20 protein-coding genes are annotated in these 25,363 nt (G+C 39.3%); 15 read left to right on the top strand and 5 right to left on the bottom strand.

Going from position 1 to position 25,363, the window contains the following annotated elements; translation table 11 throughout:
- Positions 1–135 precede the first annotated feature (135 nt).
- The 14 genes from ACIQXP_RS19460 (at position 136) to ACIQXP_RS19395 (ending at position 17,208) form a co-directional block, all read left to right on the top strand.
- The gene (locus ACIQXP_RS19460; RefSeq protein WP_387506956.1) at positions 136–4,476 is read left to right on the top strand and encodes a CusA/CzcA family heavy metal efflux RND transporter; all 4,341 of its coding nucleotides are present in this window, start codon (positions 136–138) and stop codon (positions 4,474–4,476) included.
- A 12-nt stretch (positions 4,477–4,488) separates the two neighbouring features.
- Positions 4,489–5,658 (top strand): efflux RND transporter periplasmic adaptor subunit, encoded by a 1,170-nt coding sequence (locus tag ACIQXP_RS19455; RefSeq protein ID WP_281031990.1) that lies wholly within the window; start codon positions 4,489–4,491, stop codon positions 5,656–5,658.
- A complete protein-coding gene (locus tag ACIQXP_RS19450; RefSeq protein ID WP_019977008.1) occupies positions 5,648–6,022 on the top strand; it encodes a diacylglycerol kinase in 375 nt (124 codons plus the stop codon). The genes ACIQXP_RS19455 and ACIQXP_RS19450 overlap by 11 nt, the downstream gene beginning before the upstream one ends.
- A gap of 13 nt (positions 6,023–6,035) precedes the next feature.
- Complete coding sequence (locus ACIQXP_RS19445) at positions 6,036–8,006, top strand: LTA synthase family protein (RefSeq protein WP_055132637.1); 1,971 nt, start codon at positions 6,036–6,038, stop codon at positions 8,004–8,006.
- A gap of 70 nt (positions 8,007–8,076) precedes the next feature.
- Entirely contained in the window at positions 8,077–8,517 is a 441-nt protein-coding gene (locus ACIQXP_RS19440; protein WP_012026433.1) for a thioredoxin family protein, read from the top strand.
- Entirely contained in the window at positions 8,514–9,443 is a 930-nt protein-coding gene (locus ACIQXP_RS19435) for an FAD:protein FMN transferase (protein ID WP_012026434.1), read from the top strand. Before ACIQXP_RS19440 ends, ACIQXP_RS19435 begins: the two co-directional genes overlap by 4 nt.
- Positions 9,440–9,658, top strand: coding sequence for a DUF4266 domain-containing protein (locus ACIQXP_RS19430; protein WP_019977004.1), 219 nt, complete (start codon positions 9,440–9,442; stop codon positions 9,656–9,658). Before ACIQXP_RS19435 ends, ACIQXP_RS19430 begins: the two co-directional genes overlap by 4 nt.
- 31 nt (positions 9,659–9,689) lie before the next feature.
- Complete coding sequence (locus tag ACIQXP_RS19425) at positions 9,690–10,868, top strand: DUF3570 domain-containing protein (RefSeq protein WP_387506949.1); 1,179 nt, start codon at positions 9,690–9,692, stop codon at positions 10,866–10,868.
- A gap of 1 nt (position 10,869) precedes the next feature.
- Positions 10,870–11,625, top strand: a complete 756-nt coding sequence (locus tag ACIQXP_RS19420; protein WP_055132627.1) for a phosphatase PAP2 family protein — start codon at positions 10,870–10,872, stop codon at positions 11,623–11,625.
- A gap of 9 nt (positions 11,626–11,634) precedes the next feature.
- A complete protein-coding gene (locus ACIQXP_RS19415) occupies positions 11,635–12,204 on the top strand; it encodes a cytochrome b/b6 domain-containing protein (protein WP_228434558.1) in 570 nt (189 codons plus the stop codon).
- 32 nt (positions 12,205–12,236) lie between these two features.
- The gene (locus tag ACIQXP_RS19410) at positions 12,237–12,926 is read left to right on the top strand and encodes a VIT1/CCC1 transporter family protein (protein ID WP_012026438.1); all 690 of its coding nucleotides are present in this window, start codon (positions 12,237–12,239) and stop codon (positions 12,924–12,926) included.
- Between the two features lie 78 nt (positions 12,927–13,004).
- Complete coding sequence (locus ACIQXP_RS19405) at positions 13,005–13,607, top strand: HD domain-containing protein (RefSeq protein ID WP_012026439.1); 603 nt, start codon at positions 13,005–13,007, stop codon at positions 13,605–13,607.
- A gap of 88 nt (positions 13,608–13,695) precedes the next feature.
- Complete coding sequence (locus ACIQXP_RS19400) at positions 13,696–14,538, top strand: RteC domain-containing protein (RefSeq protein ID WP_387506944.1); 843 nt, start codon at positions 13,696–13,698, stop codon at positions 14,536–14,538.
- A gap of 153 nt (positions 14,539–14,691) precedes the next feature.
- Positions 14,692–17,208, top strand: coding sequence for a cation-translocating P-type ATPase (locus ACIQXP_RS19395; protein WP_055132624.1), 2,517 nt, complete (start codon positions 14,692–14,694; stop codon positions 17,206–17,208).
- A gap of 235 nt (positions 17,209–17,443) precedes the next feature.
- Here the strand turns inward: ACIQXP_RS19395 and ACIQXP_RS19390 are convergent, their stop codons facing one another.
- The 5 genes from ACIQXP_RS19390 to ACIQXP_RS19370 form a co-directional block, all read right to left on the bottom strand.
- The gene (locus ACIQXP_RS19390) at positions 17,444–18,286 is read right to left on the bottom strand and encodes a hypothetical protein (protein ID WP_387506940.1); all 843 of its coding nucleotides are present in this window, start codon (positions 18,284–18,286) and stop codon (positions 17,444–17,446) included.
- 495 nt (positions 18,287–18,781) lie between these two features.
- Positions 18,782–20,440, bottom strand: a complete 1,659-nt coding sequence (locus ACIQXP_RS19385) for a DUF6377 domain-containing protein (RefSeq protein WP_387506938.1) — start codon at positions 20,438–20,440, stop codon at positions 18,782–18,784.
- 119 nt (positions 20,441–20,559) lie between these two features.
- Positions 20,560–22,191 carry a Na+/H+ antiporter gene (locus tag ACIQXP_RS19380; protein WP_299569042.1) on the bottom strand — a complete coding sequence of 544 codons (1,632 nt, stop codon included), beginning with the start codon at positions 22,189–22,191 and terminating at the stop codon, positions 20,560–20,562.
- 132 nt (positions 22,192–22,323) lie between these two features.
- Positions 22,324–22,821 (bottom strand): VIT1/CCC1 transporter family protein, encoded by a 498-nt coding sequence (locus ACIQXP_RS19375; protein WP_299569039.1) that lies wholly within the window; start codon positions 22,819–22,821, stop codon positions 22,324–22,326.
- Positions 22,822–22,929: 108 nt separating this feature from the next.
- On the bottom strand, positions 22,930–24,207 hold the full coding sequence (locus ACIQXP_RS19370) for a hemolysin family protein (protein ID WP_299569036.1): 1,278 nt from the start codon (positions 24,205–24,207) through the stop codon (positions 22,930–22,932).
- A 257-nt stretch (positions 24,208–24,464) separates the two neighbouring features.
- On the opposite strand from ACIQXP_RS19370, the gene ACIQXP_RS19365 reads away from it, so the two are divergent.
- The gene (locus tag ACIQXP_RS19365) at positions 24,465–25,358 is read left to right on the top strand and encodes a DnaJ C-terminal domain-containing protein (RefSeq protein ID WP_387506934.1); all 894 of its coding nucleotides are present in this window, start codon (positions 24,465–24,467) and stop codon (positions 25,356–25,358) included.
- Positions 25,359–25,363 lie beyond the last annotated feature (5 nt).

Raw genomic sequence — 25,363 nt, 5'->3', positions numbered from 1 at the left:
ATTCCTGTCTCCATAAAACCGGAGCTTCATGGAATGTGGTTGTCAATTGGTTAATCCTGTTATTTTATTTACGATAAATACTGCTGTATCTATTTGTAATTGTATTGAATAATAATTTGATTAACAAGTAAAACTATGCTTACTAAAATCATTGAGTTTTCCGTAAGGAATAAACTCATCATAGGGCTTTTGGTCATTGCGCTCATTGGAATTGGTGCCTACCAAACCACAAAACTACCAATTGATGCTGTGCCCGACATCACCAATAACCAGGTACAGGTTATCACGATAGCACCTTCTTTTGGTGCGACGGATATTGAACGCCTGGTTACCTTCCCCATAGAACAAGCAACGGGCAACATTTCTGGCACCAAAGAAATACGCAGCTTTTCCCGTTTTGGACTCTCGCTCGTTACCATTGTTTTTGATGATGATATAGATGTTTATTGGGCAAGACAACAGGTGGCTGAACGTTTGCAGCAAGTGCAAAGTCAAATCCCCCAGGGGATCGGCACACCGGCATTAGGACCAATTTCTACCGGCTTGGGCGAAATATATCAATATGTAGTCCGTCCCAAAAAAGGTTACGAACAAAAATATGACATCGCCGAACTGCGTACCATTCAGGACTGGATTGTGCGCAGGCAGTTATTAAGCGTAAAGGGGGTTGCTGAAGTGAGTAGTTTCGGTGGCAAACTCAAGCAATATGAAATTGCAGTAAACCCTGACAAACTCAATGCCTACGGGATTAGCATCAACGATATTTTTTCGGCTTTGGAAGAAAACAATCAAAATACCGGTGGTGCATATATCGAAAAAGGGCCTACCGTTTTATATGTCCGCAGCGAAGGCCTGATAGGCAGCCTGGAAGATATCGGCAATATTTCCATTGCCAATAAAAATAATGAAACACCTTTGTTTATCCGTGATGTGGCAAACGTGAAAATGGGTTATGCCACTCGTTATGGGGCTATGACTTACAACGATCAGGGCGAAGTTTCGGGTGCCGTAGTGATGATGCTGAAAGGTGCAAACAGCAGCGAAGTTATCAAAAATGTAAAAGCTAAAGTAGCGCAAATACAGAAAACCCTACCCGAAGGCGTAGTTGTTGAGCCTTTCCTGGACCGTACCAAAATGGTCAATAATGCCATCAGTACAGTCGAAAAAAACCTGATGGAAGGCGCACTGATTGTAGTGCTCGTTTTGGTTTTGTTCCTTGGGAATTTCAGGGCGGGGTTACTGGTAGCATCGGTTATTCCGCTGGCCATGCTTTTTGCCATCTGTATGATGAATTTGTTTGGGGTAAGCGGCAACCTGATGAGCCTTGGAGCCTTGGATTTCGGACTGATTATAGACGGTGCAGTCATCATTGTGGAATCGGTGATGCACCAACTGTCGCATAACGCCAGATTTCAGCAAATGACCAATTTATCCAAAAAGGAAATGAATAATACGGTAATTGGTTCTGCGGGAAAAATGATGAACAGTGCTGTATTCGGGCAGATCATCATTCTGATCGTTTACCTTCCCATCCTAAGTTTGCAAGGTATAGAAGGCAAAATGTTCCGACCGATGGCACAGACCGTAGCCTTTGCTTTATTGGGCGCATTTTTATTATCGCTTACCTATATCCCAATGATGAGTTCCTGGGTACTGAGCAGGAAAATCAGCCATAAACACAATCTTTCAGACAGGGTTATGCGTCGTGTAGAAGCCTTCTACCAAAAATTTTTGTTAAAAGCCATCCGCATCCCCAAACGCATTATTGCTGTTGTTTCGGTTTTATTTATTGCGGCCATTTTCGTGATGTCGAGATTGGGAGGCGAGTTTATCCCCTCTTTGGAAGAAGGCGATTTTGCAGTGGATACCAGGGTCTTAACGGGAAGTAACCTTAATACGACCATTGCAAGCACCCAAAAGGCCGCTCACATCCTAAAAACACGCTTTCCTGAAGTGATAAAAGTAGTAACCAAAATAGGTAGCGGCGAGGTACCCACAGACCCGATGCCGATGGACGCCAGCGATATGATGGTGATTCTGAAAGACAAAAGCGAATGGACATCTGCCAAAACTTTTCCGGAACTATCCGAGAAAATGAGCAAGGCCTTGGAAGATGTACCGGGAATTACCGCAGGTTTTCAATATCCGGTAAATATGCGGTTCAATGAACTGATGACGGGTGCAAGACAGGATGTGGTCCTGAAAATTTTTGGGGATGATTTGGATTCCCTGGCAGCAACGGCTGACAAATTAGGCAAAATAATCAATACGGTGGATGGCGTACAAAACCTTTATATAGAACCTATAACCGGAATGCCCCAGGTTATTATTACCTATAACCGCCCAATGATTGCCCAATACCATTTGTCTGTAGCCGGCATCAACAAGGTGGTCAATACGGCATTTGCCGGACAAAGCACCGGTTTGGTTTTCGAAGGGGAAAAACGTTTTGATATGGTTGTAAAACTAAATGCCGACGTGCGGAAGAATCTGGAAGACGTACAGAATTTATTGATCCCTATACCTTCCGGCAATCAGATTCCACTTTCACAGTTGGCAGAAGTGCAGATCAAGGATGGTCCCAATCAAATTCAGCGGGAGAATACACAACGCAGGATTATTGTCGGCTTCAATATAAAAGGCCGGGATGTGCAAAGTATTGTTCAGGAATTGCAAGCCAAAGTGAATAAGCAAATCAAGCTTCCTGCCGGGTATTCTATTACATACGGTGGCTCGTTCGAGAATCTGAACCAGGCAAAAAGCCGTTTGATGGTTGCGGTGCCTATTTCATTGGCTTTGATATTCATTCTCTTATTTTTTGCTTTTAAATCGGTGAAGGAAAGTTTATTGATTTATACCGCAATCCCATTATCCACCATTGGCGGAATTTTCTTTTTAGCGCTTCGGGGAATGCCTTTTAGCATAAGTGCCGGTATAGGTTTCATTGCACTGTTCGGCGTGGCTGTTTTAAATGGAATTGTTTTGGTCGCCGAATTCAACCGTTTAAAAAAATCAGGAATCAAAAACATTGTCCGCATCGTGGTGGACGGAACAGAATCCCGTTTGCGCCCCGTGCTGATGACCGCATTTGTGGCTTCATTGGGCTTTATTCCAATGGCGCTGAGCAATGGTGCAGGTGCAGAGGTGCAGCGTCCGCTGGCAACGGTAGTTATTGGTGGACTGATGGGGGCTACTTTACTCACATTATTCGTTCTTCCTTTATTGTTCATCGCATTTGAAAAAGGTTTTACAATGAATCTATTCAAGAAAAAAGCAATCACATTATTGATCGTTTCAGGGATTTCTTTAATGGGAATGGGTTCTGTTAAAGCACAGGAAAAAATCACATTAGACAGGGCTATTGCATTGGCTGTTCAAAATAATCAAAATTTAAAAACCGAAAAACTGAAGGCCGATTATGCCAAGGCCGTCATCAAAACTTCGGCTGATATTCCGCAGACTGGTATCACGGCTGATTACGGTCAGATCAACAGTGCATACAACGATACCAAGTTCGGAATTTCACAGAATATCGCATTTCCAACGGTTTATAAAAGGCAGAAAGAATTGTTTACACAGGAATGGAAATACAGTTTGCTGAATGTTTCGTTGAAAGAATTTGAATTAAAAAAAGCCGTTACCCAAACTTTTTATGCCATCCTGTTCTGGCAGGAAAAGGAAAGGCTGCTGCTAAAAGCAGATTCCTTATACGCTGATTTTTATGCTAAATCTTTGTTGCGCCTGCAAAAAGGAGAAAGCAATATTTTGGAAAAAACCACTGCACAGAATCAAAAGGCTGCTATCAATATCCAGTTGAAACAGGTGCAGCGGGAATTAGAAACAGCGAAGTTGCAGTGGCAATGGTTGTTAAATTCGGATACGGTCTATAAAGTGGAATCCCCTGAAAAAATAATTCCGCTACAGGTGGATGAAACCGGCAAAAATCCTGTTATACAGGTTTTGGAACAGCAGAAAAATATTGCAGTGAGCCAAACCAAAGTAGAAAAATCTAAATTACTGCCCGGTTTGATGATTGGTTACAATCTCAACAGTTTCAAGGGAACCGGAGCCGATGATAGGTTATACAACGCTTCTCCACAATTCCATTCGGTACAGGTTGGATTTTCCATTCCTGTTTTTTCACAGTCGCAAAGAGCGAAAATCAATGCTTCCAAAATCACGGAAAGTATTACCGAAAACCAATTGCAGGCTACAAGTGCTTATTTGCAGAACCGGTATAAACAACTCTCGGAAAGCTATCAGCGCAATTTGGAAATTGTAAACTATTATGAAAGTGAAGGGCTAAAAAATGCGGCAGTCGTTACCGAAACAATACAAAAGCAGTTCACCAACGGGGAAATCAATTACCTGGACTTTGTAATGCTCATAAATCAAGCCATCAGTATTCAAAGTAATTACGCTGATGCTGTCAAAATGCTGAACGATACTATTATACAAATCAATTATCTCAATTAAATTCTTATGACAATGTATTCATTCGATATAAAAAATAAAAACCTGGGCATGCTGAAAATACTGCTTCCCGTTCTGGGGATATTGTTGCTGGTTCAATGCCAAAACAAGCCTAAAGAAGATGTTAAACAAGCTGTTGTAAATGAAAGCAATACCGTAGTATTGACGGATGCCCAATTAAAAAATGCGGCTGTTGAAACGGTACGCCTTTCAGAAAAAAACATTGCCACTGTTTTAAAATTAAACGGAAAGATTGACGTGCCGCCGCAAAACCTGATTTCGGTAAGTGTGCCTTTGGGCGGTTTTTTGAAGAGCACCCGCTTACTGCCCGGAATGTATGTGCGCAAAGGGGAAACTATTGCCGTGATGGAAGACCCGCAGTATATAAAACTGCAACAGGACTATTTGCAGGCCAAATCAAAACTGCACTTTGCTCAGCTGGATTACCAGCGACAAAAAGACCTCAACCAAAGCCAGGCCAGCAGCGATAAGGTAATGCAGACTGCACAGGCAGAAGTGAATAACCAGCAGATTATGATGAATGCCCTGGCACAGCAATTACGCCTTATCAACATCAATCCCAATAGCCTGAATGCGAATAAAATCACTAAAACCATTCCGGTTTACAGCACGATCAATGGCTTTGTGAGCAAGGTAAATGTGAACATCGGGAAATATGTAAATCCTGCAGACATATTATTTGAATTAGTCAATCCCAACGATTTGCACCTCAATTTGAAAGTCTATGAAAACGACATAGATAAACTGAAAATCGGGCAAAAACTAATGGCCTATTCCAATGCAGAACCCGACAAAAAATACGAAGGGGAAATCATCCTTATCAGCAAAGACATCAGCAGCGATGGTATTTCGGAAGTGCATTGTCATTTTGACCCCTATAACAAAAGCCTGTTGCCGGGTATGTACATGAATGCCGAAATAGAAACCAAAATCTCTTTCGCTCATGCCGTTCCGGAAGAAAGCATCGTGAATTTTGAGGGAAAGGATTATGTGTTTGTGCAAACCGCCAGACAAACCTATAAAATGCTGCCCATAACTGTAGGCGGGAAAGAAAACGGCTTTGTCCAGATTGTAAATGATACAGATTTTACAGATAAAAATATCGTTTCCAAAAATGCCTATACGCTCTTAATGAAACTAAAAAATACGGAGGATGAAGAGTAAAGGAGGTTTTTTAAAGGGCAGAGCAAAAAGCTTGGTATTTACATTAAGAGGAACTTGGTATTTACTCACAACCGAAGATGCTGCGAAGGCTCAGTTCTTTCTTTGTTCTGTTTTCATTGTGATAGGATTTTATTTTGGTATCAACCGTTATGAATGGATGTTTCAATTAGCTGCTATCGGAGCGATACTCGCAGTGGAGGCGTTAAATACAGCGGTAGAAAAATTATGCGATTTCATCCATCCTGATTATCACCCGAAAATAGGTTTTATCAAAGACATCTCTGCGGGAGCTTCAGCCTTCATGGTACTGGTTTCGATAGTATGTGCTTCTATTATCTATTATCCCTATTTGTTCCATGATTAACTCAAATTCAATTATGAAAAAAATATTTTTAAGCAGATATGGATTGCTGCTTTCAACAATAATTATTTACATTATTACGTCTTTTTTGATAAGGCTTACACTTAGCATTATTTCTTTTCATAATCTTGACGGACATGTATATAATATGCTATGCACATTCGCCATTGGCTTATGTTACGATATCACGGTTGCTTTATTTATTACCACTTTCTATAATGTTTATCTGCTGCTTTTCCCAACCTGTTTTATTGGTTCTATAGCGGACAGAATACTTACTTTTTTCATACTGATCGTAACGCTCTTTATCACCTATTTTGGTTCTGTCGCAGAGTTTCCGTTTTGGGATGAATTTGGGTCACGATTTAATTTTATTGCAGTAGATTATCTCATTTATACGTATGAAGTTATAGAAAATATTAAAGAATCCTATCCTTTACCGTTACTGATCGGGGGATTGCTATTGTTAGTACTATTAACCTTGTTTTTACTAAATAAGAAGAAAATTTCCCGCGCTGCTTTTACCAATAAAATGCCTTTTAAAAAAAGGTTGGTCGTATCATCAGCCTTATTGGCAACGACCGCCCTTTTGGGTATTTCCCTGACCAATAAAAATGCGGAGTTCAGTAAAAACACAACTGTAAATGAGCTTAGCAAAAATGGTATTTTTTCCTTTTTTGCTGCATTCAGGTCTAATGAATTAGATTATGATGCTTTTTATCTGACCCTGTCACAACGCGATGCATACACTATTCTAAAAAAAGAATTAGTGCAAGGAAACCAAGAATATGTTTCAACGGATTTTGACGCCATTTCGAGAATTACCAAAGGGAACGGGCAACCGGTTCAATATCCGAATATTATTTTGGTTACCATAGAAAGTTTTAGTGCTGAATTCCTGTCTGCTTTTGGTAATAAAAAAAATATCACGCCAAATTATGATTCAATGGCAAATGAAAGCATATTTTTTAAAAATATGTATGCAACCGGAACACGTACAGTTCGTGGAATGGAAGCCTTAGCACTGTCGGTTCCGCCAACACCTGGAAATAGTATTGTACGAAGACCGAATAATAAAAACATTTATTCCATCGGTACGGTGTTAAAAGAAAAAGGGTATCAGCTAAATTTCATTTATGGCGGAGATGGCTATTTTGATAATATGAATACTTTTTTCGGAGGACAAGGTTTTGATATTATTGATAGGGACAGGGGAAATCCGCTATCTGATAATATTGATACACAGCGTTTTCCTATTCAGGATAACGAAGTCAGCTTTGAAAATGCCTGGGGTATTTGCGATGAGGATATTTACAAACAATCCATCAAAAATGCCGATTCAGAGTTTCGGCAGAATAAACCGTTTTTCCAGTTTATAATGACCTCTTCCAACCACAAACCTTACACCTTCCCCAACGGAAAAATAGATTTACCGCAAGGAGATAGAGATGGAGCTGTAAAATATACTGATTATGCACTGGGCAAATTCATCAATCAGGCAAAAACAAAACCGTGGTTTAAAAATACGGTTTTCGTAATCGTCGCTGACCATTGCGCAAGCAGTGCCGGAAAGTGGGAGATTAACATTGAAAAGCACCGTATTCCGGCTATAATCTATAATCTGAACCATCAGCAAACGCAAATAGACCGCTTGGTTTCTCAAATCGACCTCATGCCAACGCTATTGGGATATTTAAACTGGAATTACCAGTCTTCATTTTATGGCAAAGATATTAATCAAACCAAAATTGGCGATGAAAGAGCATTTATTGGGAACTACAGAACACTTGGATTATTAAAAGGAAACGTTTTTACACAACTGAATGATAAAAAAAGAGTAACACAATTCCGTTGGAATGAACGGAGTAAAACAATGTCAGAGGTTAAAGATACCAATAATCGTTTTTTAATTACTCAAACAATAGCCTGTTATCAAACAGCCAGTGAGCGATTTAAAAAAGGACGAATGAAAGAAAAGCAGCATTAGACAGCATATTTTATCGGCAAAATTCAGCACTAATGGTATCGTTAAAAACCATTTATAAAAATTAAAAACAATGAAAAAAATACTCTTAATTCTCCATGTGATGGTGATGTCCCACGCATTTGGGCAGACCGCGATAGAAAACGCAAAACAACAAGCCAAAGAACAGCACCGATTGATTCTATTGAATTTTTCGGGTTCAGATTGGTGTGTACCCTGCATCAAAATGCACAAAACTATTTTTGAAAACGGAACCTACAAACAAATGGCCGACAGCCTTTTGGTGTATGTAAATGCGGATTTTCCGAGAAAAAAGAAAAACCAGCCCTTATCCCAAACCATAAAGGAAAATGAAGCTTTGGCAGATAAATATAATCCCGGCGGCGCTTTCCCTTTTACCCTTTTACTGGATGCGGATGGAAAAATAATAAAAACCTGGGAAGGCCTCCCGAAAGAAGGTGTTGATGGGTTTACAAACGAAATCATAACCCTATACAAAAAAGTAAAAAAATGACAGCAAAGGAATTTCGCAAAACCGAAAAGCTGATGGGCAATGCCTTTGAAATCACGGTAGTGGGAGCAGATGAGGTTTTAGCCTATCAACAAATTGATTCCGCCATTGGGGAGATTAAACGGATTGAGCAATTGTTTACCACTTTTAAAACGGACAGTCAGACCAACCTGATTAATAACAATGCCGGAATACAGGCGGTGAAAGTAGATGAAGAAGTTTTTAACCTGATAGAAAGAAGCCTCCGCATCAGCCGTATTACCAATGGTTTTTTTGACATCACTTACGGAGGTGTGGATAAAAGTCTGTGGAATTTTGATCGGTCAATGACCAGACTGCCCGATGCCGAAACGGCAAAAAAACTGGTTTATCTCATTAATTATCAAAATGTAATCCTGAACAGGGAGAACAGTACGGTCTATCTCAAAGAAAAAGGGATGCGTATTGGTTTCGGTGGAATTGGAAAAGGCTATGCCGCAGAAATGGCCAAGAATGTTTTGCAAAAACAAGGTGTAGGTTCAGGTATCATCAATGCTTCAGGAGACTTAACAGTATGGGGTACACAGGCTGATGGTAAACCCTGGACAATAGGCATTGCCAACCCGGACCAGGCCCGGCTGCCATTTTCTTATTTGAACCTTACGGACACTGCCATTGCCACCTCGGGAAACTATGAAAAATATGTGAAGGTTGGCGGTAAAAAATACTCGCACACCATCAATCCGAAAACAGGTATGCCAATTACCGGGATAAAAAGTGTAACGGTTATTTGCCCCAATGCAGAAATCGCAGATGCTATGGCTACCCCTATCAGTATTATGGGCGTTAAGGCAGGATTGGAAATGATAAACCAAATCCATCAGATAGAATGCATCATCATAGATGACAAAAACAAAATATTCACTTCAAAAAATATCAATTTAATATGAAAACAAATAAAATAATCCTGCTAAGTGCTATCGGTACATTATCGCTTGGTTCCTGCACCACAGTGAAAGAATATCAGAAAAACAAACTCAACGATGCCGAAATGGTATTGAGCAACCGTACCATAGAAAAAACTGAACTTAACTTTCAATCTTACCGTGAAGGAGCCTCCGGAGCCAATGCCGGAAAAAGTGGCGGGGGTTGTGGATGTAATTAAAATCAGTGAAATAGTAACCCGAAAAAGAAAAATGAAAAGAATATATATTAGTGCATTAGGACTTTTTAGTTTTTATCAAATCCAGGCACAGCAAATAAAAACAGATTCTGCATCGGTCGGAAAATTAAAAGTTGATGAAGTAAATTTAGTGTCCAGTTATTACAAACAGGATGGGAACAATTCTGCGGTAACGGGAGGTATCGGAACAGAAAAGCTGACCGATATTTCCAATATAATCAATGTGAAACTCATCCGATATGACAAGAAAAAACGCAAACACACTTTTGGGGCAGAATTGGGCATAGACCACTATACTTCTGCCTCTTCGGATATGATAGACCTCAAGGCCAATTCCTCAGCATCCAGTCAGGACATCAGAGTTTATCCTTCCTTGAGCTGGCAGGTAGAAAATGAAGAAAAGGGAAACAGTTTTATGGCAGGCGTGTCTTCTTCCACCGAATATGACTATCAATCTTTTGGGGCAAATATTGGTTTCTCCAAAAAAACAGCCAATAAAATGGGAGAATTAACAACCAATCTTCATGCGTATATCGATCAGCTAAAACTTATTCTTCCCATAGAATTGAGGCAAGGGACAGCAGAAGACGGCGGAACAGATAGCCGGAATACTTTTGCGGCATCACTTTCTTATTCGCAGATTATCAATGCCAATTTACAGCTCGTATTTCTTGTAGATGCCGTTCAGCAAAACGGACTATTGAGCCTTCCGTTTCACCGTGTATATTTTTCGGATGGAAGCGTACATCAGGAAAAACTTCCTGATAACCGGTTCAAGCTCCCTTTGGGTTTCCGTGCCAATTATTTCTTGGGTGACCGGTTCATTATCCGAACCTATTACCGCTATTATACAGATAATTGGGGTATAAATTCACATACTTTCAATATAGAAACACCGGTAAAATTATCCCCTTTTGTTTCCCTCAGTCCTTTCTACAGGTATTATACCCAGACAGCGGTAAAGTATTTCGGTACCTACCAAACACACAACGAATCCAACGGGTTTTATACCAGCAATTATGATCTGTCCGGATTTAACAGCCAGTTCTTTGGTATGGGGGCCAGGTTCAATCTTCCCAACGGATTATTAGGAATCTCAAAATTCAATATGATTGAAATACGCTATGGGCATTATACAAAAACAACCGGTATGAAGGGTGATATCATTTCGTTGAACCTTAAGTTTAAATAAAATGAAGCGTGTTTTCTTAATATTTCTTCTATTTCCAACCTTGCTTTTTTCTCAAAACATAGAAGCAGATAGCAGCATTTTGTCTAAAACAACCAATCCTGCTTATCAGTTTTCCACTAAGAAGCTCATCATTCCCACAATTTTGGTTTCTTATGGTGTTTTAAGTCTAATGTCAGATGGTTTGAAAACACTTAACCAATCTACCCGTCACGAGAGCAGGGAACATATTTTGCCTGGTGCTAAGATTGACAACTACATGCAGTATGCTCCTGCTATTGCAGTCTATGGACTCAATCTGTCGGGGGTAAAAGGAAAACATAATTTCAGGGACAGAACCATCATATATGCAACCTCCCAACTCATATCAGCGGCAATGGTTTTGCCCACCAAACAGTTGGTTGGCGAGGAACGTCCGGATGGTTCCAGTAAGACTTCCTTCCCTTCCGGACATACGGCAACGGCTTTTTCATCCGCACATTTTATGTTCAGGGAATATAATGAAACCAATTTTTGGTTGGGTATTTCCGGCTATCCGATTGCTGCCATGACAGGAATCTACCGGATTTTTAATGACAAACATTGGGTTGGTGACGTGATGACCGGAGCAGGCATTGGCATTCTATCGACAGAAGTGGCGTATTGGTTGTTTCCAACCATTTCAAAATGGTTTGCAAATAAAAAGAATCAGGCATCACTGGTTATTCTACCTACTTATCAAACAAAACAATTTGGATTAGCAATCATTAAAACATTTTAAAATATGAAAATGGAAAACAAAAATCAGTTTACAGTAATTCACCGGATTTTACATTGGTCTGTTGCACTATTAATGTCTATTTTATTTATTACCGGATTTTTACGGATGTACTGGATGAGCAAAAAAACAATTATAGATACGGTTGAAACCGAGATGCAAAGCCACAACATTTCACTTGAAAAGGGACAGATAATACCTATCGTAAAAAGCATTCAGAAACCGATGTGGGAATGGCATGAATATGCTGCCTACATTATGTTTCTGGCATTCTTAGTAAGGATAATTTATATGCTCGTAAAGGGAATTAAATTTCCTGATCCGTTGAAGAAATCCCAATCAGTAAAGGAAAGAATGCAAGGATTTATTTATGTAATTTTTTATCTGTTCATCGCCGTTTCTATTGTTACAGGATTTTACCTGAAATGGGGTGATGGTCAATGGAAAGAACCGATGGAAGCTGTTCATAAGTGGGCCATTTATTGGTTTCCGATATTCATTTTATTGCATTTTGGCGGAATCGTAATTGGTGAACTGACAAATAAAAAAGGAATAGTATCTAAGATGATAGGTGGAGAATAAAAATAATATAAACTATATAAATAATTATAAAAATGGAATTGGAAAAACATTATGTAAACAGAGTGGGTTGGTTAAGAGCTGCTGTTTTAGGAGCTAATGACGGATTGCTTTCCACCACAAGTATTGTAATCGGAGTTGCTGCCGCAGATCCCAGCCGACATGCTATAATTTTGGCGGCTTTGGCGGGAACCATCGCAGGAGCAATGTCGATGGCCGCAGGAGAATATGTTTCTGTAAGCTCACAAGCTGATACAGAAAAATCGGACATAAACAGGGAGAAGAAAGAGTTAGAAAAAATGCCTGAAATTGAACTCCACGAATTGGCAAAAATTTATGAAAAAAGAGGTGTCAGCAAAGAAACAGCAATGCTCGTGGCGAAAGAACTTACAGATCACAATGCACTGGAAGCACATACAAAAGACGAATTAGGAATAAACGAGATTACTGTAGCAAAACCTTTTCAGGCTTCAGTAGCATCGTTTTTCTCTTTTCTTTCCGGAGCAGCGTTGCCAATGATGGTCTCCATTTTTGCTCCAGAAAAAAATATGGTGTATTACCAATATGGTTTTTCGATTATTTTCTTAATGATTTTGGGGGCTATTGCTGCCAAAACAGGGGGCTCCAATATAGGGGTCGCAATAGTTAGAATTTGCTTCTGGGGGACTATTGCAATGGTAATAACGGCAATTGTTGGGTATGTATTTGGCGTAAATATTTCCTAACAATGATGAACGGCAAAATCAAAAGAATATTTAGGTTTTAATCCCAATGTAATTGTCAATTTAATAAATATTGATACAATGGATATATCAAAGCAAAATTATTTAAAAAGAATCGCGGAGTATGTAGTAAGCCTGTTTGATTCAAAGACTACCGCTGAACTATGCTATCATAATCTGGAACACACAAAGGCTGTTGTTAAAAATGCAGCTGAAATGGCAGATTTCTATCGTTTGAAAAATATGGAAAGATTTGTTTTGTTGGCGGCAGCATGGTTCCACGATACCGGTCAATTATTTGGGCCAATGGATGGCCATGAAAAAAGAGGAGCATTTATTATGGAACAATTTTTACGTAGCCAGAAAATTGATGCCAGTATTATACTGGCAATAAACAAAGCGATTATGGCAACAGAGGCAAATACAAAACCAACCAATTTAATCGAAGATATTTTACGGGATTCGGATGTGTACCATTTAGGAACCAAAGATTTCCGTCAAATGGATGAACTTGTATGGAAAGAAACAGAACAACGATCAGGGCACATAATTCCAGATAAATTACAGAAGTCATTGGACTTTCTCAACAAACACTGTTTTTATACAGCATATTGCAAAGATAGGCTGTTAACCGGAAAGAAAGCCAATATAGAATACCTGGAAGGCTTGATAAAGTCTTTTTGAGAATCCAAAACAATTTTATTATTGAATATTTATGGTTTAGTGCAAGGAAAATCCTTTAAAGAATAGCCATATCATACTACCTTTTTAAATGAACGATTTTTGTAAAAACATAATTAGAGATTTAGATGACGAGATTAATGAGTTATCTATCGAATTTAATGGCTCTTTAGCATTATGCGAAAAAGCTATTGGCTTAACTATAGACAAAATAGCTAAATTAAAACAAGTTGTATTAAAACGTGGTTTTAAAGACATTGAGGAAGAAATCCATTTTTTCAAACATTTGAAGCCTAATGTACTTTCTAAACTAATTTATTATAATTCTATCTACAAGATAGAAACCAAAAAGCCCTATGGTGGTGAAAAGGTAATTGAAACACATTTAAACAACGAGTTATTTAATCTTAAAAGATTTTTTGATAATAATCTTGAATTCTATAAGTATTATCGAACCAACAGCACTTATCTTGACCACAAATATTTCGTTCGTGGGAAGTATGATATTAAGTTAAGTTTGGATACTTACTATTTTGAATCTGATCATAGTTTTTCAACATCCCATGACTATAAGGTCGCCAAAATTATTGCGAACGACTTAATACAGGTTTATTTGGAGGATAATCTTTCTAATAATATTAGATACAGCACACTGAAAAGTGCGGAAAAAATCAAATCTACGCTAATGTGGACAGCAAGTAAAACAGCACTGATTGAATTAATTTACGCATTACACACTCAAGGGGTTTTTGGTAATGGAACCATAGACATCAAAGTAATTGCGACTTATTTTGAGCAGACATTCAATGTTGATTTGGGAGATTTTTACCATACCTTTTTAGAACTTCGCAATAGAAAAACTAACCGAACCAAATTTATTGATACTCTAAAAGAAGGACTGTTACGGAGAATGGATGATCAAGAAGAAAAATAGAATTGATTTTAATTGCAATAAAAGATACTTATTGTATTTTAACTATTAATATATTAAATGTTTTACCAACTTACTTTCTCTGCGTTCGTGAAAGCTGTTATCAAGAATAGCTCTTAATGCCGATACTATTTAATAAACAATAATTTTAAAAATATGACAACTTATAATATACCCAATCATCTAAAAGGGCTGACGGTAAACGAGGTAAAGGTTTCCCGGGAGCGGTATGGCTACAACCGGATGGAGGCAATTGGCAAAAATTCCCTGCTGGATATGTTGATCAACATATTGAAAGAGCCAATGCTAATCCTGCTCTTTGCTATTTCAATTATCTATGTGATCGTAGGCGATTATGGCGAAGCACTGTTTATGTTTCTGGCCATTATTGCCGTATCTGCTATTTCCTTTTATCAGGACAACCGCAGCAAAAAAGCACTGGCGGAATTAGAAAAGCTGAATGAACCGCTGAGCACGGTAATCAGAAATTCGGAAGTGGTCAAAATAGCTACGCATGATATTGTCATAGGCGATTTGTGCATTACGGAAGAAGGAAGGACCATCAATGCCGACGGGCGGATTGTCCACAGTAATGACTTTTCAGTCAATGAAGCATCATTAACCGGTGAGAGTTTTTCTGTATTCAAAAACAGTGATCCGGGGAATAATAAAATTTTTAGCGGAACGATTGCCGTTTCGGGATTGGCGGTCTTTGAAGTAGAACAGATTGGAAAACAAACGCAAATCGGCAAGATCGGCGAATCTATCCTGACGATAAAAGAAGAAATTTCACCATTGCAGGTTCAGATACGGAAATTTGTAAAATGGATGGCTGTTGCCGGTATCCTCATTTTTCTAATGGTTTGGATGTTCAGTTTCATACGGACGGGTAATCTTGTTGACAGTCTGTTGAACGGTCTTACCATGGCGATGTCTGTCCTTCCCGAAGAAATTCCCGTTGCATTCACCACGTTTATGGCTTTGGGTGCCTGGAAGCTGATGCGGGAGGGCATCATCATAAAAAGAAGCAGTATCGTAGAAACGTTAGGCAGTACCACGGTTATCTGTACCGATAAAACAGGTACTATTACCGAAAACTCTATGCAGCTTAAACAGTTGTATGATTACCGATCTGACAAAACTTTTGATGAAAAAGAATTTGCCAACCCCGAACTGGCAGCATTGATAGACTATGCGATGTGGAGTAGCGAACCCGTTCCGTTTGACCCGATGGAAAAAACGCTTCACCAGGTGTATGAACAGACACAAAGAGACGATGTAAGAAAAGATTACCAGATGTTCCACGAATATCCATTGGAAGGTAAACCACCTATGATGACGCATCTTTTCGAAAATTCAGAAAAAGAAAGAATTATAGCTGCCAAAGGAGCTCCCGAAGCTATTCTTGCTGTCGCTACGCTCTCGGATACCGAAAAGGATAAAATCAGAGGCCTTATCAGGGAGTTCGGGCAGCAGGGATACCGGGTGTTGGGAGTAGCCAAATCCGGTTTTGAAGGCAATGATTTTCCGGAAAGACAACAGGATTTTGAATTTGAATTTTTGGGATTGGTTGTGTTCTATGATCCTCCGAAGGAAGGGATACGGGAAGTATTCCGTCATATTTATGAAGCAGGCATCAAGGTGAAGGTAATCACGGGAGATAATGCTGATACAACACGCAGCATCGCCTCCCAGGCAGGCATCGTCAATACCGCTGAAGTCCTGAACGGAACCGATGTGGCGGCTTACTCGGAAGAAGCATTAATACCGGTGGCTGAACGCACCGTTTTATTTACCCGGATGTTTCCCGAAGCTAAACTTAGCGTGGTGAATGCACTGAAAAAGAAAGGTGAAGTGGTGGCGATGCTGGGCGATGGTGTAAATGACGGCCCTGCTCTTAAAGCAGCTCATATAGGCGTGGCAATGGGCAACAAAGGAACAGAAATTGCAAAAGCAGCCGCATCTTTGGTGATAACCAATGACGACCTTGAAAAATTAGTTATAGGTATTGCTGCCGGAAGAAGGATTTATGCCAATATCAAAAAAGCTATACAGTACATCATTTCTATCCATATACCAATTATACTGACGGTATCTTTGCCTTTATTTTTGGGCTGGATATTTCCACAGATATTTACACCTGTACACGTTATCTTTCTGGAATTGGTGATGGGACCTACCTGCTCCATTGTGTATGAAAACGAACCGATGGAGAAAAATACGATGCAACAACCGCCCAGAGCAATGACCGATACCTTTTTGAATTTGCGTGAGTTGGCCATCAGTATCATACAGGGGTTAGTAATCACAGCAGGCGTATTATTTACCTATCAATGGTCTGTTCTGAATGGTGGCAGCGAAGAAAAAACAAGGGCAATGGTTTTTACCACACTGATTATCGCAAATATATTGTTGAGCCTCGTGAACCGTTCCTTCTCTTACAGTGTGTTTGACAGCTTCAAGAATAAGAATCCCCTCTTCCCGGTTATTACCGGTCTAACTTTGGTATTACTTTTTGCCATACTGTATATTGCACCTGCTACAAATTTCTTTCACGTAACCGGATTGGACTTACAGGAGTTAGGGATGACATTATCGGTAGCGGCGGTTTCAGTTTTGTGGTTTGAAATTTATAAATTGTTTAGAAGAATGAAAAAATCAACCCTTATGTGATAGTGAAAGGTACATATCCGGTATAACATTCTGCATTAGATAAGGATTAAAGCGATGCTCATTTTTTTATAAATTTACCAAGCTCAAAACAGTACTAACCAAATTGAAACTGCTGCTGCGGTGACTTTTATCCTACATACCTTGAATTGCGGAACAGGAAAACCAATAGGACAAAATTCCATGAGTGACGGGCTTTCAAGAAAATGGACGAGCAGGGTGACAGGGAATGACTTTCTTATAAAACCCCACGGGGTAAATGAATACCTTTTGTCCTTACAATACTCTCCGAAATATTTGAAGTTTCTTTTTGTTTTTCGGTTTGTTCCGCAGGTTCCTCTTTGGGGTCAGGCGTGATAGACAACTGTATCTTTCGTTCAACGGCAGCCAGTTCCGTTTTGAGCTCACTCAATCGGTTTTCCTTAGACCAGGTTCCATTGACCACCTCCTGAAGAACAGGTAAATCTTTTTGCAGTTCGGCAATTTTCTCCTGCTCCTGTTTGACGTAGCCGGGTAGTTTTTCCAATGCCCTTAAAAAATTCATTGAAGCGGTTTCAGGGTCTTTCGCCATTAAACCGTTATTGAATGTGTATTTGATATTGCCCTCGCCTTGTACCAAAAATCGGTTTACCCGAATATCCACGCCTTCTTTTTCGGACATTTCGGTTTTGACCAATAATGTAAATCCGTACAACGTACCGATTTCTTCATACTGACCTCCGGTGCGGGCTTTGTCCGCAAGCTGGTTGAGCTTTGCACCGATTTGTTTAATATCCGCATTGGGCGGTAAACCGTCCAACTGTACAGGATTTGCAATTGTACCGTCCGAACGTTTTTGTATGCGTTGCTGTAAGTTTTCCCAATCGAGGCTCATTCTATTTAATCGGGATTGCGTACTATCCAGCAATTCCGTAAAGTCTTGCAGCTTGTATTTGGCACTGAACTTGGAACGGTTAAACGCCTGTTTTTCGCTTTCCAATCCGGCAATCTGTTTTTCTAATTTGGCTTTATCCAACAGGTCGGTATTTCCCGAAAGGATAGCCACATATTCCGAAAAGTTCATTCCAGATTTTTCATCCATACTGCCCTCGTCAATAGTCCGTTTGCCGAGATTGTTGTTTTTTAATTGGTCTATAAATAGCTGTTTATTGTACAGCAGGTTAAACTTGTAGCTATCCAGTGATTTTTCAACGGCATAGATGATTACTTATTAAACACATGGTTTAATAAAAAAACAGATTTTTAAAGGAGATATGAAGTACCTTTTATAAAAATTAAGATCCAAATATTTCTGCCAAAGGTTAGTTATGCTCTTCACTAAACCACTAATGAAACCCTCTACCACAAATGATTATTAACCTGAGTTCGATTATTATTTTATTGATTTTTAGTCACATATACTGTTTTAAATATGGCAGACCCTGAAATAAATTTACAGGTAGCTTTCCGCTTCGCTACAGGTCAGCATCAGTTTGTACGACTTATTTTAGCCTATTTAATAATCGAACTCAGGTTATTATGATTTTAAGCTGGAAATAATAAGTTAAGACGCCTTATAATTATAGATAAGGGCCTGTTACAAGCTTATAGAGCCAATTTTCATTACCATACTCTCAAACTCTTGACGGGGCACTGCGGCTTTATTTCTTATTCTGGTTCGGTAACTATAAATGGTATTGGTAGAATAATGCAAAAAGTTAGAAATTTTAGAACTATCGGTTATTCCTAATCGGATTAAGGCAAAAATGCGTAATTCTACATTCAGCAGCTCATTAGGTTTAAGAGTAAATCTTTCTTCTTCTAATAATAGCGAGTTGAAATCGTCTATAAAATTTGGATAAAGATGTAGGAAAATATGATCGAAGTGGTCATAAAGTTCTTTGACTTCATTGTTTATCATTTCGTTTGAGCGCAGCATTTTGAAAAGCTCCTCCTTTTTGTTTTCCATGAGCTTTCTGTTAAGGCTGCTCTGGAATTTTTGCAGTTTATTGATATAGGTAGAACAAAGATCAAGGAAATGGCCTATATAAAACTCTTTTATTTGGTTCGCTTCAGTTAATTCGGAGTTTACAATAGAAAGCTGGTTGTTAACTACTTTTAGTTTATCGTTCGTTTCTTGAATATTACCATTTACTTCGTTCAGCATTAAGTTTGAATTGTGTAGCTTGGCCCGTATACGGCTAACTTTTTTCATCTGTCCGTATACATACACTACGGCCAATATCAAGAAAAAGGAGAGAATGCTGATTAAAATAAGGAAGGTTTTTAGTTCATTTTTTTGTTTAAGGGCCTTATCTTGGTATGCTTTGTCTATAATTGGGAATATCCTGGATATTTCGAAAGTCCGCAAGTGGGCATTACAAAAAATCGCATCCTCCATAGATGATTTTATACACTGATAGGCTCTCTCAATATCGCCGGTATTGTAAAGCACCGTAGCCAATGCCTGTAAAGAAGCATTCTCTTTGATGTTATTCTTAATATCAGAAATGGCAGAAATGGTATAATACTTTTTCTGCATTTCTATATTGCCTTCTTTTTTATAAATATTTGCCAAGGCATAAGCTAATACAGCTTTAAGGTGGCTTTCTTCTTTGGTATCATTTAACAATGCAATTAAAATATCCTTTGCCTCGGCCAACCTGTTGCTATCAAACAGCTTCTCTGAAAAAACAATCTTATAATGGGTTGACTGCGGATCGAGCACTTGCAGTAATGAATCGCGATAGGAAGCACTCTTTTCTAGATAACTACTGGTATGGATATTGTTTTGCGAATAATATCCGTATAACAGTTTATAGGTATCGTAATAACTAACGAGTAAATCAGGCTGAAGTTTCTTCGGATTAATGCTTTTCAGCAAATCGAGACCTTCAAAAAACATCCCGGCAACAGAATAGGTAGCGGCCAATATCAGTTTAGTTTCCAATTTGGCTTTCTCATCATTTAGCGATTCGGCTATTCTTAAATTTTCTACGGCATAAAAAATGGCCGAGTCGGAAATAAACGTTTTGTATTCATAATAAAGCTGTTTGTTTATTTCGTAAAGTTGTTTTTTACTAAGAGATGTGTTCTTCTTATGCTTTATTCTCGAAATTTCCTGTTCTTTTACCTGGGTATATATTCCTTTGTTCCGAATTAAAAAATCTAAGGTAGAATCGTCATCTTGCCTAGCAAATGAGGTCTGGGCAATAAACAAAATCAACAGACATACACAAAACGATTTTTTTTCCATCTTTAAATAAGGTGGGGATAAATATATTGATTTTTAAAGTAAATCTATTTATTTTGAAAACTACCATCATTTTGGATAGAGTTCATGCGTTTGCCCTTATGTCTGCTAACCAAAATCCGTTAGTCATCGTCCCTAACTATTTTTAACTGGCTACGTAAACGCGATTCGTCAAGGTCCATTTCTTTCTCCAATTTCCGAATATTTGCCGAACTGTAGGCCCCATCACGATATAACTTGAGCAATAGCTTTCGCTTAAAATCGGTTACTGCCAACTGCCCTTTAATAACCCGTTCCAAAAAGGTAGTATCATCGGCTTTATGCTGTATGTTTACGTCCTGTTTCTGAAAGTCTTTTCCGTTTAACCAGCCAATTCTCAACTCGTATAATTTTCTGATTTCCTGTATGACCTCTTCGTTTGGATCTTTACTTTTAAAAGTATCGTTAATATAATCTAATGAGCTATTGGCCACCAACAAGCGTAATTTCCGTTCTTCATCTTCTTGTTCTTTGCTTGAGCCAACACCAAGCATCTTAATTAGTACGGGCAGCGTTAGGCCCTGCCCTACTAAGGTTATCAGAATTACTCCGAAGGTAATAAATAGAATAACCTTACGCTGATGAAGCGGCGTTCCGTTTTCCATTACCAAGGGCAGGGCCATTGCCGTGGCCAAAGATAGTACACCCCTCATTCCCGACCATGAGAGTATGACCACGTTCTTCCAGGAAAACGTTTGTTCTTCTCGATGTATCTTATTGCCCAGCAGCGAAGGAAACCAGATGGCAGGAGCAATAAACAATATACGTGTAACAATGGCAACTACACTAATTAAAAGGCTATAAAGTACCAATTCGCTTATTTTATAACCTTCTATGGTAGCCACCACCTCTGATAGTTGCAGGCCGATAAGTATAAAGATAACGCCATTGAGCAGGAAAACAATCATATCCCATACGGCGTTAGATTGCGTGCGGCCCTGGTACGATATCACTTCAGAAGAACGCCAGGAGGTAACCAAGCCTGTACTTACCACGGCCAACACACCAGATACCCCAAACCGTTCTGCCAATGGATAAGAAACAAAGGGCACCAACAGTAAAAGTGTGGTTTCTACCGTAGGGTTATTTTGAATTCTTTTCAGGATCATGCAAAGCATATAGCCCAATACAAATCCAATTAGGACACCGCCCGAAGCTACCACCAAAAATTGAAGACCGGCTTTCCATAGCACAAAACTGCTGCTCACTACCGCAGCAATGGCATAACGGTAAACAATAAGTGCCGAGGCATCATTTACCAAACTTTCTCCCTCTAGTATGGTAACAATACGTCTGTTAAGCCCCATTCCATTAAGAATACTAGTGGCCGAAACCGCATCTGGCGGCGATACAATTGCACCTAGCACAAAAGCCACGGGCCAGCTCATTCCCGGAATAAAGTAATGCGCAACGACAGCTATAGAAATGGTGGTAAAAAGTACCAGACCTATCGCTAATCTAGAAATTGGTGCAATAGATGCCTGAAAATCTTTCCACGAAGTATTCCAACCTGCCCTGTATAATAAGGGCGGAAGAAAAAGCAGAAATACCATTTCGGGATCGAGACTAACCAAGGGAACACCCGGGATAAAACCAATAATTAGCCCGGCAAAAACTAGCAAAATGGGGTAGGGAATTTTTTTTATCCTACCGGCAATAGCCGAAAGGAATATCAGTGTAGTAACTATAAAAATAATTGGTGCCAGATTTATCATACCTGTTCATGTTAAAATGTTAGGGTCGTTATGTTTATGGTTACACTTCATACCAAAGATATAAATAGCAGGTAGTTTAGCGATTTTAAGGACAGAAAATTTTCTTTCCCAAATACGGGATATTAAGCTTCATTAGCCTGCTTTGCCAAAATATATTCCTATAAAAAACACAATTGCCCCACCAATAATAATTTCTACAATAGATTTAAGAAGCGGTGTTTTCATAAAACGATATTTGATGTACGCAATGGCCAATAGTTCAAATATCACTACGCCATAGGCAACTTTTAGCGCAATATGAATATCTGGTATTAGAAAGGGCAATGTATGAAACATACCGCCCAAGGTTGTTCCAAGGCCTGTTATTAATCCACGCAGCCAAGAAACGCCTCTTCCGGTTACCGAGCCATCGTCGGTAAGCGCCTCGGCCAACCCCATGCTAATACCAGCGCCCAATGAGGCCGCCAAGCCCACAAAAAATGCCGACATAGGTTTGCCCGTAAGACCTGCGGCAGCAAAAATTGGGGCCAAGGTAGATACCGAGCCATCCATAAAACCCAATAAGGCGGGCTGCACCTTCTGTATTACAAATTTATTTTGTTCCTTGATAGCGATGTCTTGCTGTTCCATAATGTCTTTATTTAAAAAATCGTCTTTTTCAGGTTAGCGTAGGCTTTGGTATTGTTGATGTAGATAGCGCAAAATTGGCCTAAATCAATCATGTTTTTTCGGGAGCAATTATTGTTCCTGTTCTCTTTTTTGGATTTTCACCTTTCCAACTTCCTTTTCACTAACCTGTTCTACAGTAAAAACCAGGTTATGAAGCTCTAGGCTAGCCCCATTATATAAATCTCCGTGCAACTCTCCTTCTAGTAATTCGGCCACCGTAACATATTTTGTTTCGTAGGCACGTATCCAATCTAGCGAAAGCTCTCTTCTAATTCGCTGCAGGTGTATAAAGCCTTCCGCCATCCACGTCTTATTGTCTAATTGGTAAAAATAGCTACGGTAGTCTTCTCTCTCTGGCATATCTCCAAAAACACTCTCCATAATATCCTGCATGGTTACAATACCTAAAAAATGTGTACCATCCTCTGTAACCATTCCAAAATCTGCATTAGCTTTTTTAAAGTGCTGGAAAATATCTCCCGTATCCATATTGGGGCTAAGGCGGCAAGGCTGTTGAATAAGTGCATGCCAATCTTCCTGCGGATTGATAAAAAAATCTTTAGTACTTAAAACGCCCTTGATTAGGCCTGTATTATTTTCTTTTATTGGAAAATAGGAATAGGGCCGTTTCTTGATTTGCTCTGCCACTACTGCCCTGCTACTTTCGAAATTTATCAGACTTACAATCTTTATCGGTTTCATGATCCTTTCTGCGGTAAGGTCATTATAAACAAAGATGTTTTCATGTAAAAAAAGTTCATCCTTTTCGAGTGTACCTTGCTTATGCGCCATGCTGAGCATACTTTTGATGTCGCTTTCCGTAATCTTCTCGTTCTCTGGCTTACGTATAGACAAGATATTAAGAAGAAACCGGGTGCTTAGGGTTAACAATTTTATAAACGGGAAAGCAATTTTAGAAAATATTGCTAGCGAAGGTGCAATGGAAACGGAAATTTTTAATGGTACCTGTAGGGCAATGGACTTTGGAAGCAGTTCTCCAATTACGATGGTAAGGTAGGTAATTAACCCTATGCCTAGAAACAACGATATTGCATGTGCCATGGTTGCAGAAAGCCCCGTATATTTTACTAAAAAAGGCTTTAGCATATTTGCCACCAATTCGCCACCGTATATGCCCTCAATAATACCTAGCAAGGTAATGCCCACCTGTACGGCACTTAAAAAAGCCTCGGGATCTTTGATTAGATCAAGGGCTTGCTGCGCCCCCTTGTTACCTTTCTGGGCCTCATCTTCTAACTGGCCTTTTTTTACTGCAATAAGAGCAATTTCTGCCAAAGAGAAATAAGCATTTAATAAAATCAGTATTGAAATAATAAAAATAACCATATACTACACTTAAGATGTTGACAACACAGAATTTTGTTAAATTTAGCTCATATTCGGCCAAAAAGCTAAGTATTATTGCAAATAAAATCGCAATTTTGTGATAAGGAATAGCGTGTTTTGATGGGTTTTCTTATACCCTACAAAGCACCCTGCATTTTATAGCTCTAGAACACCAAATAGCTAAATTATGGTTTGGTTATTGATAGTAATTCTATAGTACACGCATCATTAAATAAATTAAAACAAAGATATAGTTCATGGATTTTATTGATTACTATAAAGTTTTAGAAATAGATAAAAGCGCATCGGCGGATGACATTAAAAAGGCCTACCGTAAACTGGCCAGAAAACTACACCCCGATGTTAACCCTAATGATAAGGAGGCGCAGCACAAGTTTCAGCAGATTAACGAAGCCAACGAGGTATTAAGCGACCCAGAAAAAAGGAAGAAGTACGACCAATATGGCAAAGATTGGCAACATGCCGAGCAGTTTGAACAACAGCGCAACGCACAACAACAATCAAGACAGCAATACACCGGAGGTGGTGCCGAGCATTTCGCTTATGGCGATGAAGGAGATTTCTCAAGTTTCTTCGAATCGATGTTTGGTAACAGAGGGGCAAGAAGCAGCCAAACAAAATTTAGGGGACAGGATTATCATTCTGAACTGAAGCTGACATTGGCCGATGTGATGGAGACCAAAAAGCAGACCTTTACGGTAAACGGAAAGAATATTCGCATTACCATTCCGGCAGGTGTAGAAAACGGACAGGAAATTAAGTTAAAAGGATATGGTGCCCCAGGTGTTAACGGAGGGCCAGCCGGCGATTTGTACATTACCTTTGCTATTGAAAACGATCCGGCATTTAAGCGCCAGGGCAATGATTTGTACGCCAATGCCACCTTAGATTTGTACACGGCACTACTGGGCGGAGAAACTACTATAAGCACCATGACCGGAAAGATTAAGCTAAAGGTAAACCCCGAAACACAAAACGGCACTAAAGTAAGGTTAAAGGGTAAAGGAATGCCTGTTTATAAGAAGGAAGGAGAAACCGGTGACCTTTATATTACCTATGAAGTGAAATTACCGACCAACCTTACCGACCAGCAAAAAACGTTATTTACCGAATTGAGCAAACTTAAATAGAAATG

Source organism: Pedobacter suwonensis, from assembly GCF_044762335.1.
In the GTDB taxonomy this organism is placed as follows: Bacteria; Bacteroidota; Bacteroidia; order Sphingobacteriales; family Sphingobacteriaceae; genus Pedobacter.
The sequence above is the reverse complement of the archived record's forward strand: the minus strand, read 5'-3'. Positions and strand labels throughout refer to the sequence as shown.

Coding starts and splice junctions, on each gene's coding strand:
- ACIQXP_RS19460 (WP_387506956.1), top strand. CDS start 136: ATGCTTACTAAAATCATTGAGTTTTCCGTAAGGAATAAACTCATCATA.
- ACIQXP_RS19455 (WP_281031990.1), top strand. CDS start 4,489: ATGTATTCATTCGATATAAAAAATAAAAACCTGGGCATGCTGAAAATA.
- ACIQXP_RS19450 (WP_019977008.1), top strand. CDS start 5,648: ATGAAGAGTAAAGGAGGTTTTTTAAAGGGCAGAGCAAAAAGCTTGGTA.
- ACIQXP_RS19445 (WP_055132637.1), top strand. CDS start 6,036: ATGAAAAAAATATTTTTAAGCAGATATGGATTGCTGCTTTCAACAATA.
- ACIQXP_RS19440 (WP_012026433.1), top strand. CDS start 8,077: ATGAAAAAAATACTCTTAATTCTCCATGTGATGGTGATGTCCCACGCA.
- ACIQXP_RS19435 (WP_012026434.1), top strand. CDS start 8,514: ATGACAGCAAAGGAATTTCGCAAAACCGAAAAGCTGATGGGCAATGCC.
- ACIQXP_RS19430 (WP_019977004.1), top strand. CDS start 9,440: ATGAAAACAAATAAAATAATCCTGCTAAGTGCTATCGGTACATTATCG.
- ACIQXP_RS19425 (WP_387506949.1), top strand. CDS start 9,690: ATGAAAAGAATATATATTAGTGCATTAGGACTTTTTAGTTTTTATCAA.
- ACIQXP_RS19420 (WP_055132627.1), top strand. CDS start 10,870: ATGAAGCGTGTTTTCTTAATATTTCTTCTATTTCCAACCTTGCTTTTT.
- ACIQXP_RS19415 (WP_228434558.1), top strand. CDS start 11,635: ATGGAAAACAAAAATCAGTTTACAGTAATTCACCGGATTTTACATTGG.
- ACIQXP_RS19410 (WP_012026438.1), top strand. CDS start 12,237: ATGGAATTGGAAAAACATTATGTAAACAGAGTGGGTTGGTTAAGAGCT.
- ACIQXP_RS19405 (WP_012026439.1), top strand. CDS start 13,005: ATGGATATATCAAAGCAAAATTATTTAAAAAGAATCGCGGAGTATGTA.
- ACIQXP_RS19400 (WP_387506944.1), top strand. CDS start 13,696: ATGAACGATTTTTGTAAAAACATAATTAGAGATTTAGATGACGAGATT.
- ACIQXP_RS19395 (WP_055132624.1), top strand. CDS start 14,692: ATGACAACTTATAATATACCCAATCATCTAAAAGGGCTGACGGTAAAC.
- ACIQXP_RS19390 (WP_387506940.1), bottom strand. CDS start 18,286: ATGGATGAAAAATCTGGAATGAACTTTTCGGAATATGTGGCTATCCTT.
- ACIQXP_RS19385 (WP_387506938.1), bottom strand. CDS start 20,440: ATGGAAAAAAAATCGTTTTGTGTATGTCTGTTGATTTTGTTTATTGCC.
- ACIQXP_RS19380 (WP_299569042.1), bottom strand. CDS start 22,191: ATGATAAATCTGGCACCAATTATTTTTATAGTTACTACACTGATATTC.
- ACIQXP_RS19375 (WP_299569039.1), bottom strand. CDS start 22,821: ATGGAACAGCAAGACATCGCTATCAAGGAACAAAATAAATTTGTAATA.
- ACIQXP_RS19370 (WP_299569036.1), bottom strand. CDS start 24,207: ATGGTTATTTTTATTATTTCAATACTGATTTTATTAAATGCTTATTTC.
- ACIQXP_RS19365 (WP_387506934.1), top strand. CDS start 24,465: ATGGATTTTATTGATTACTATAAAGTTTTAGAAATAGATAAAAGCGCA.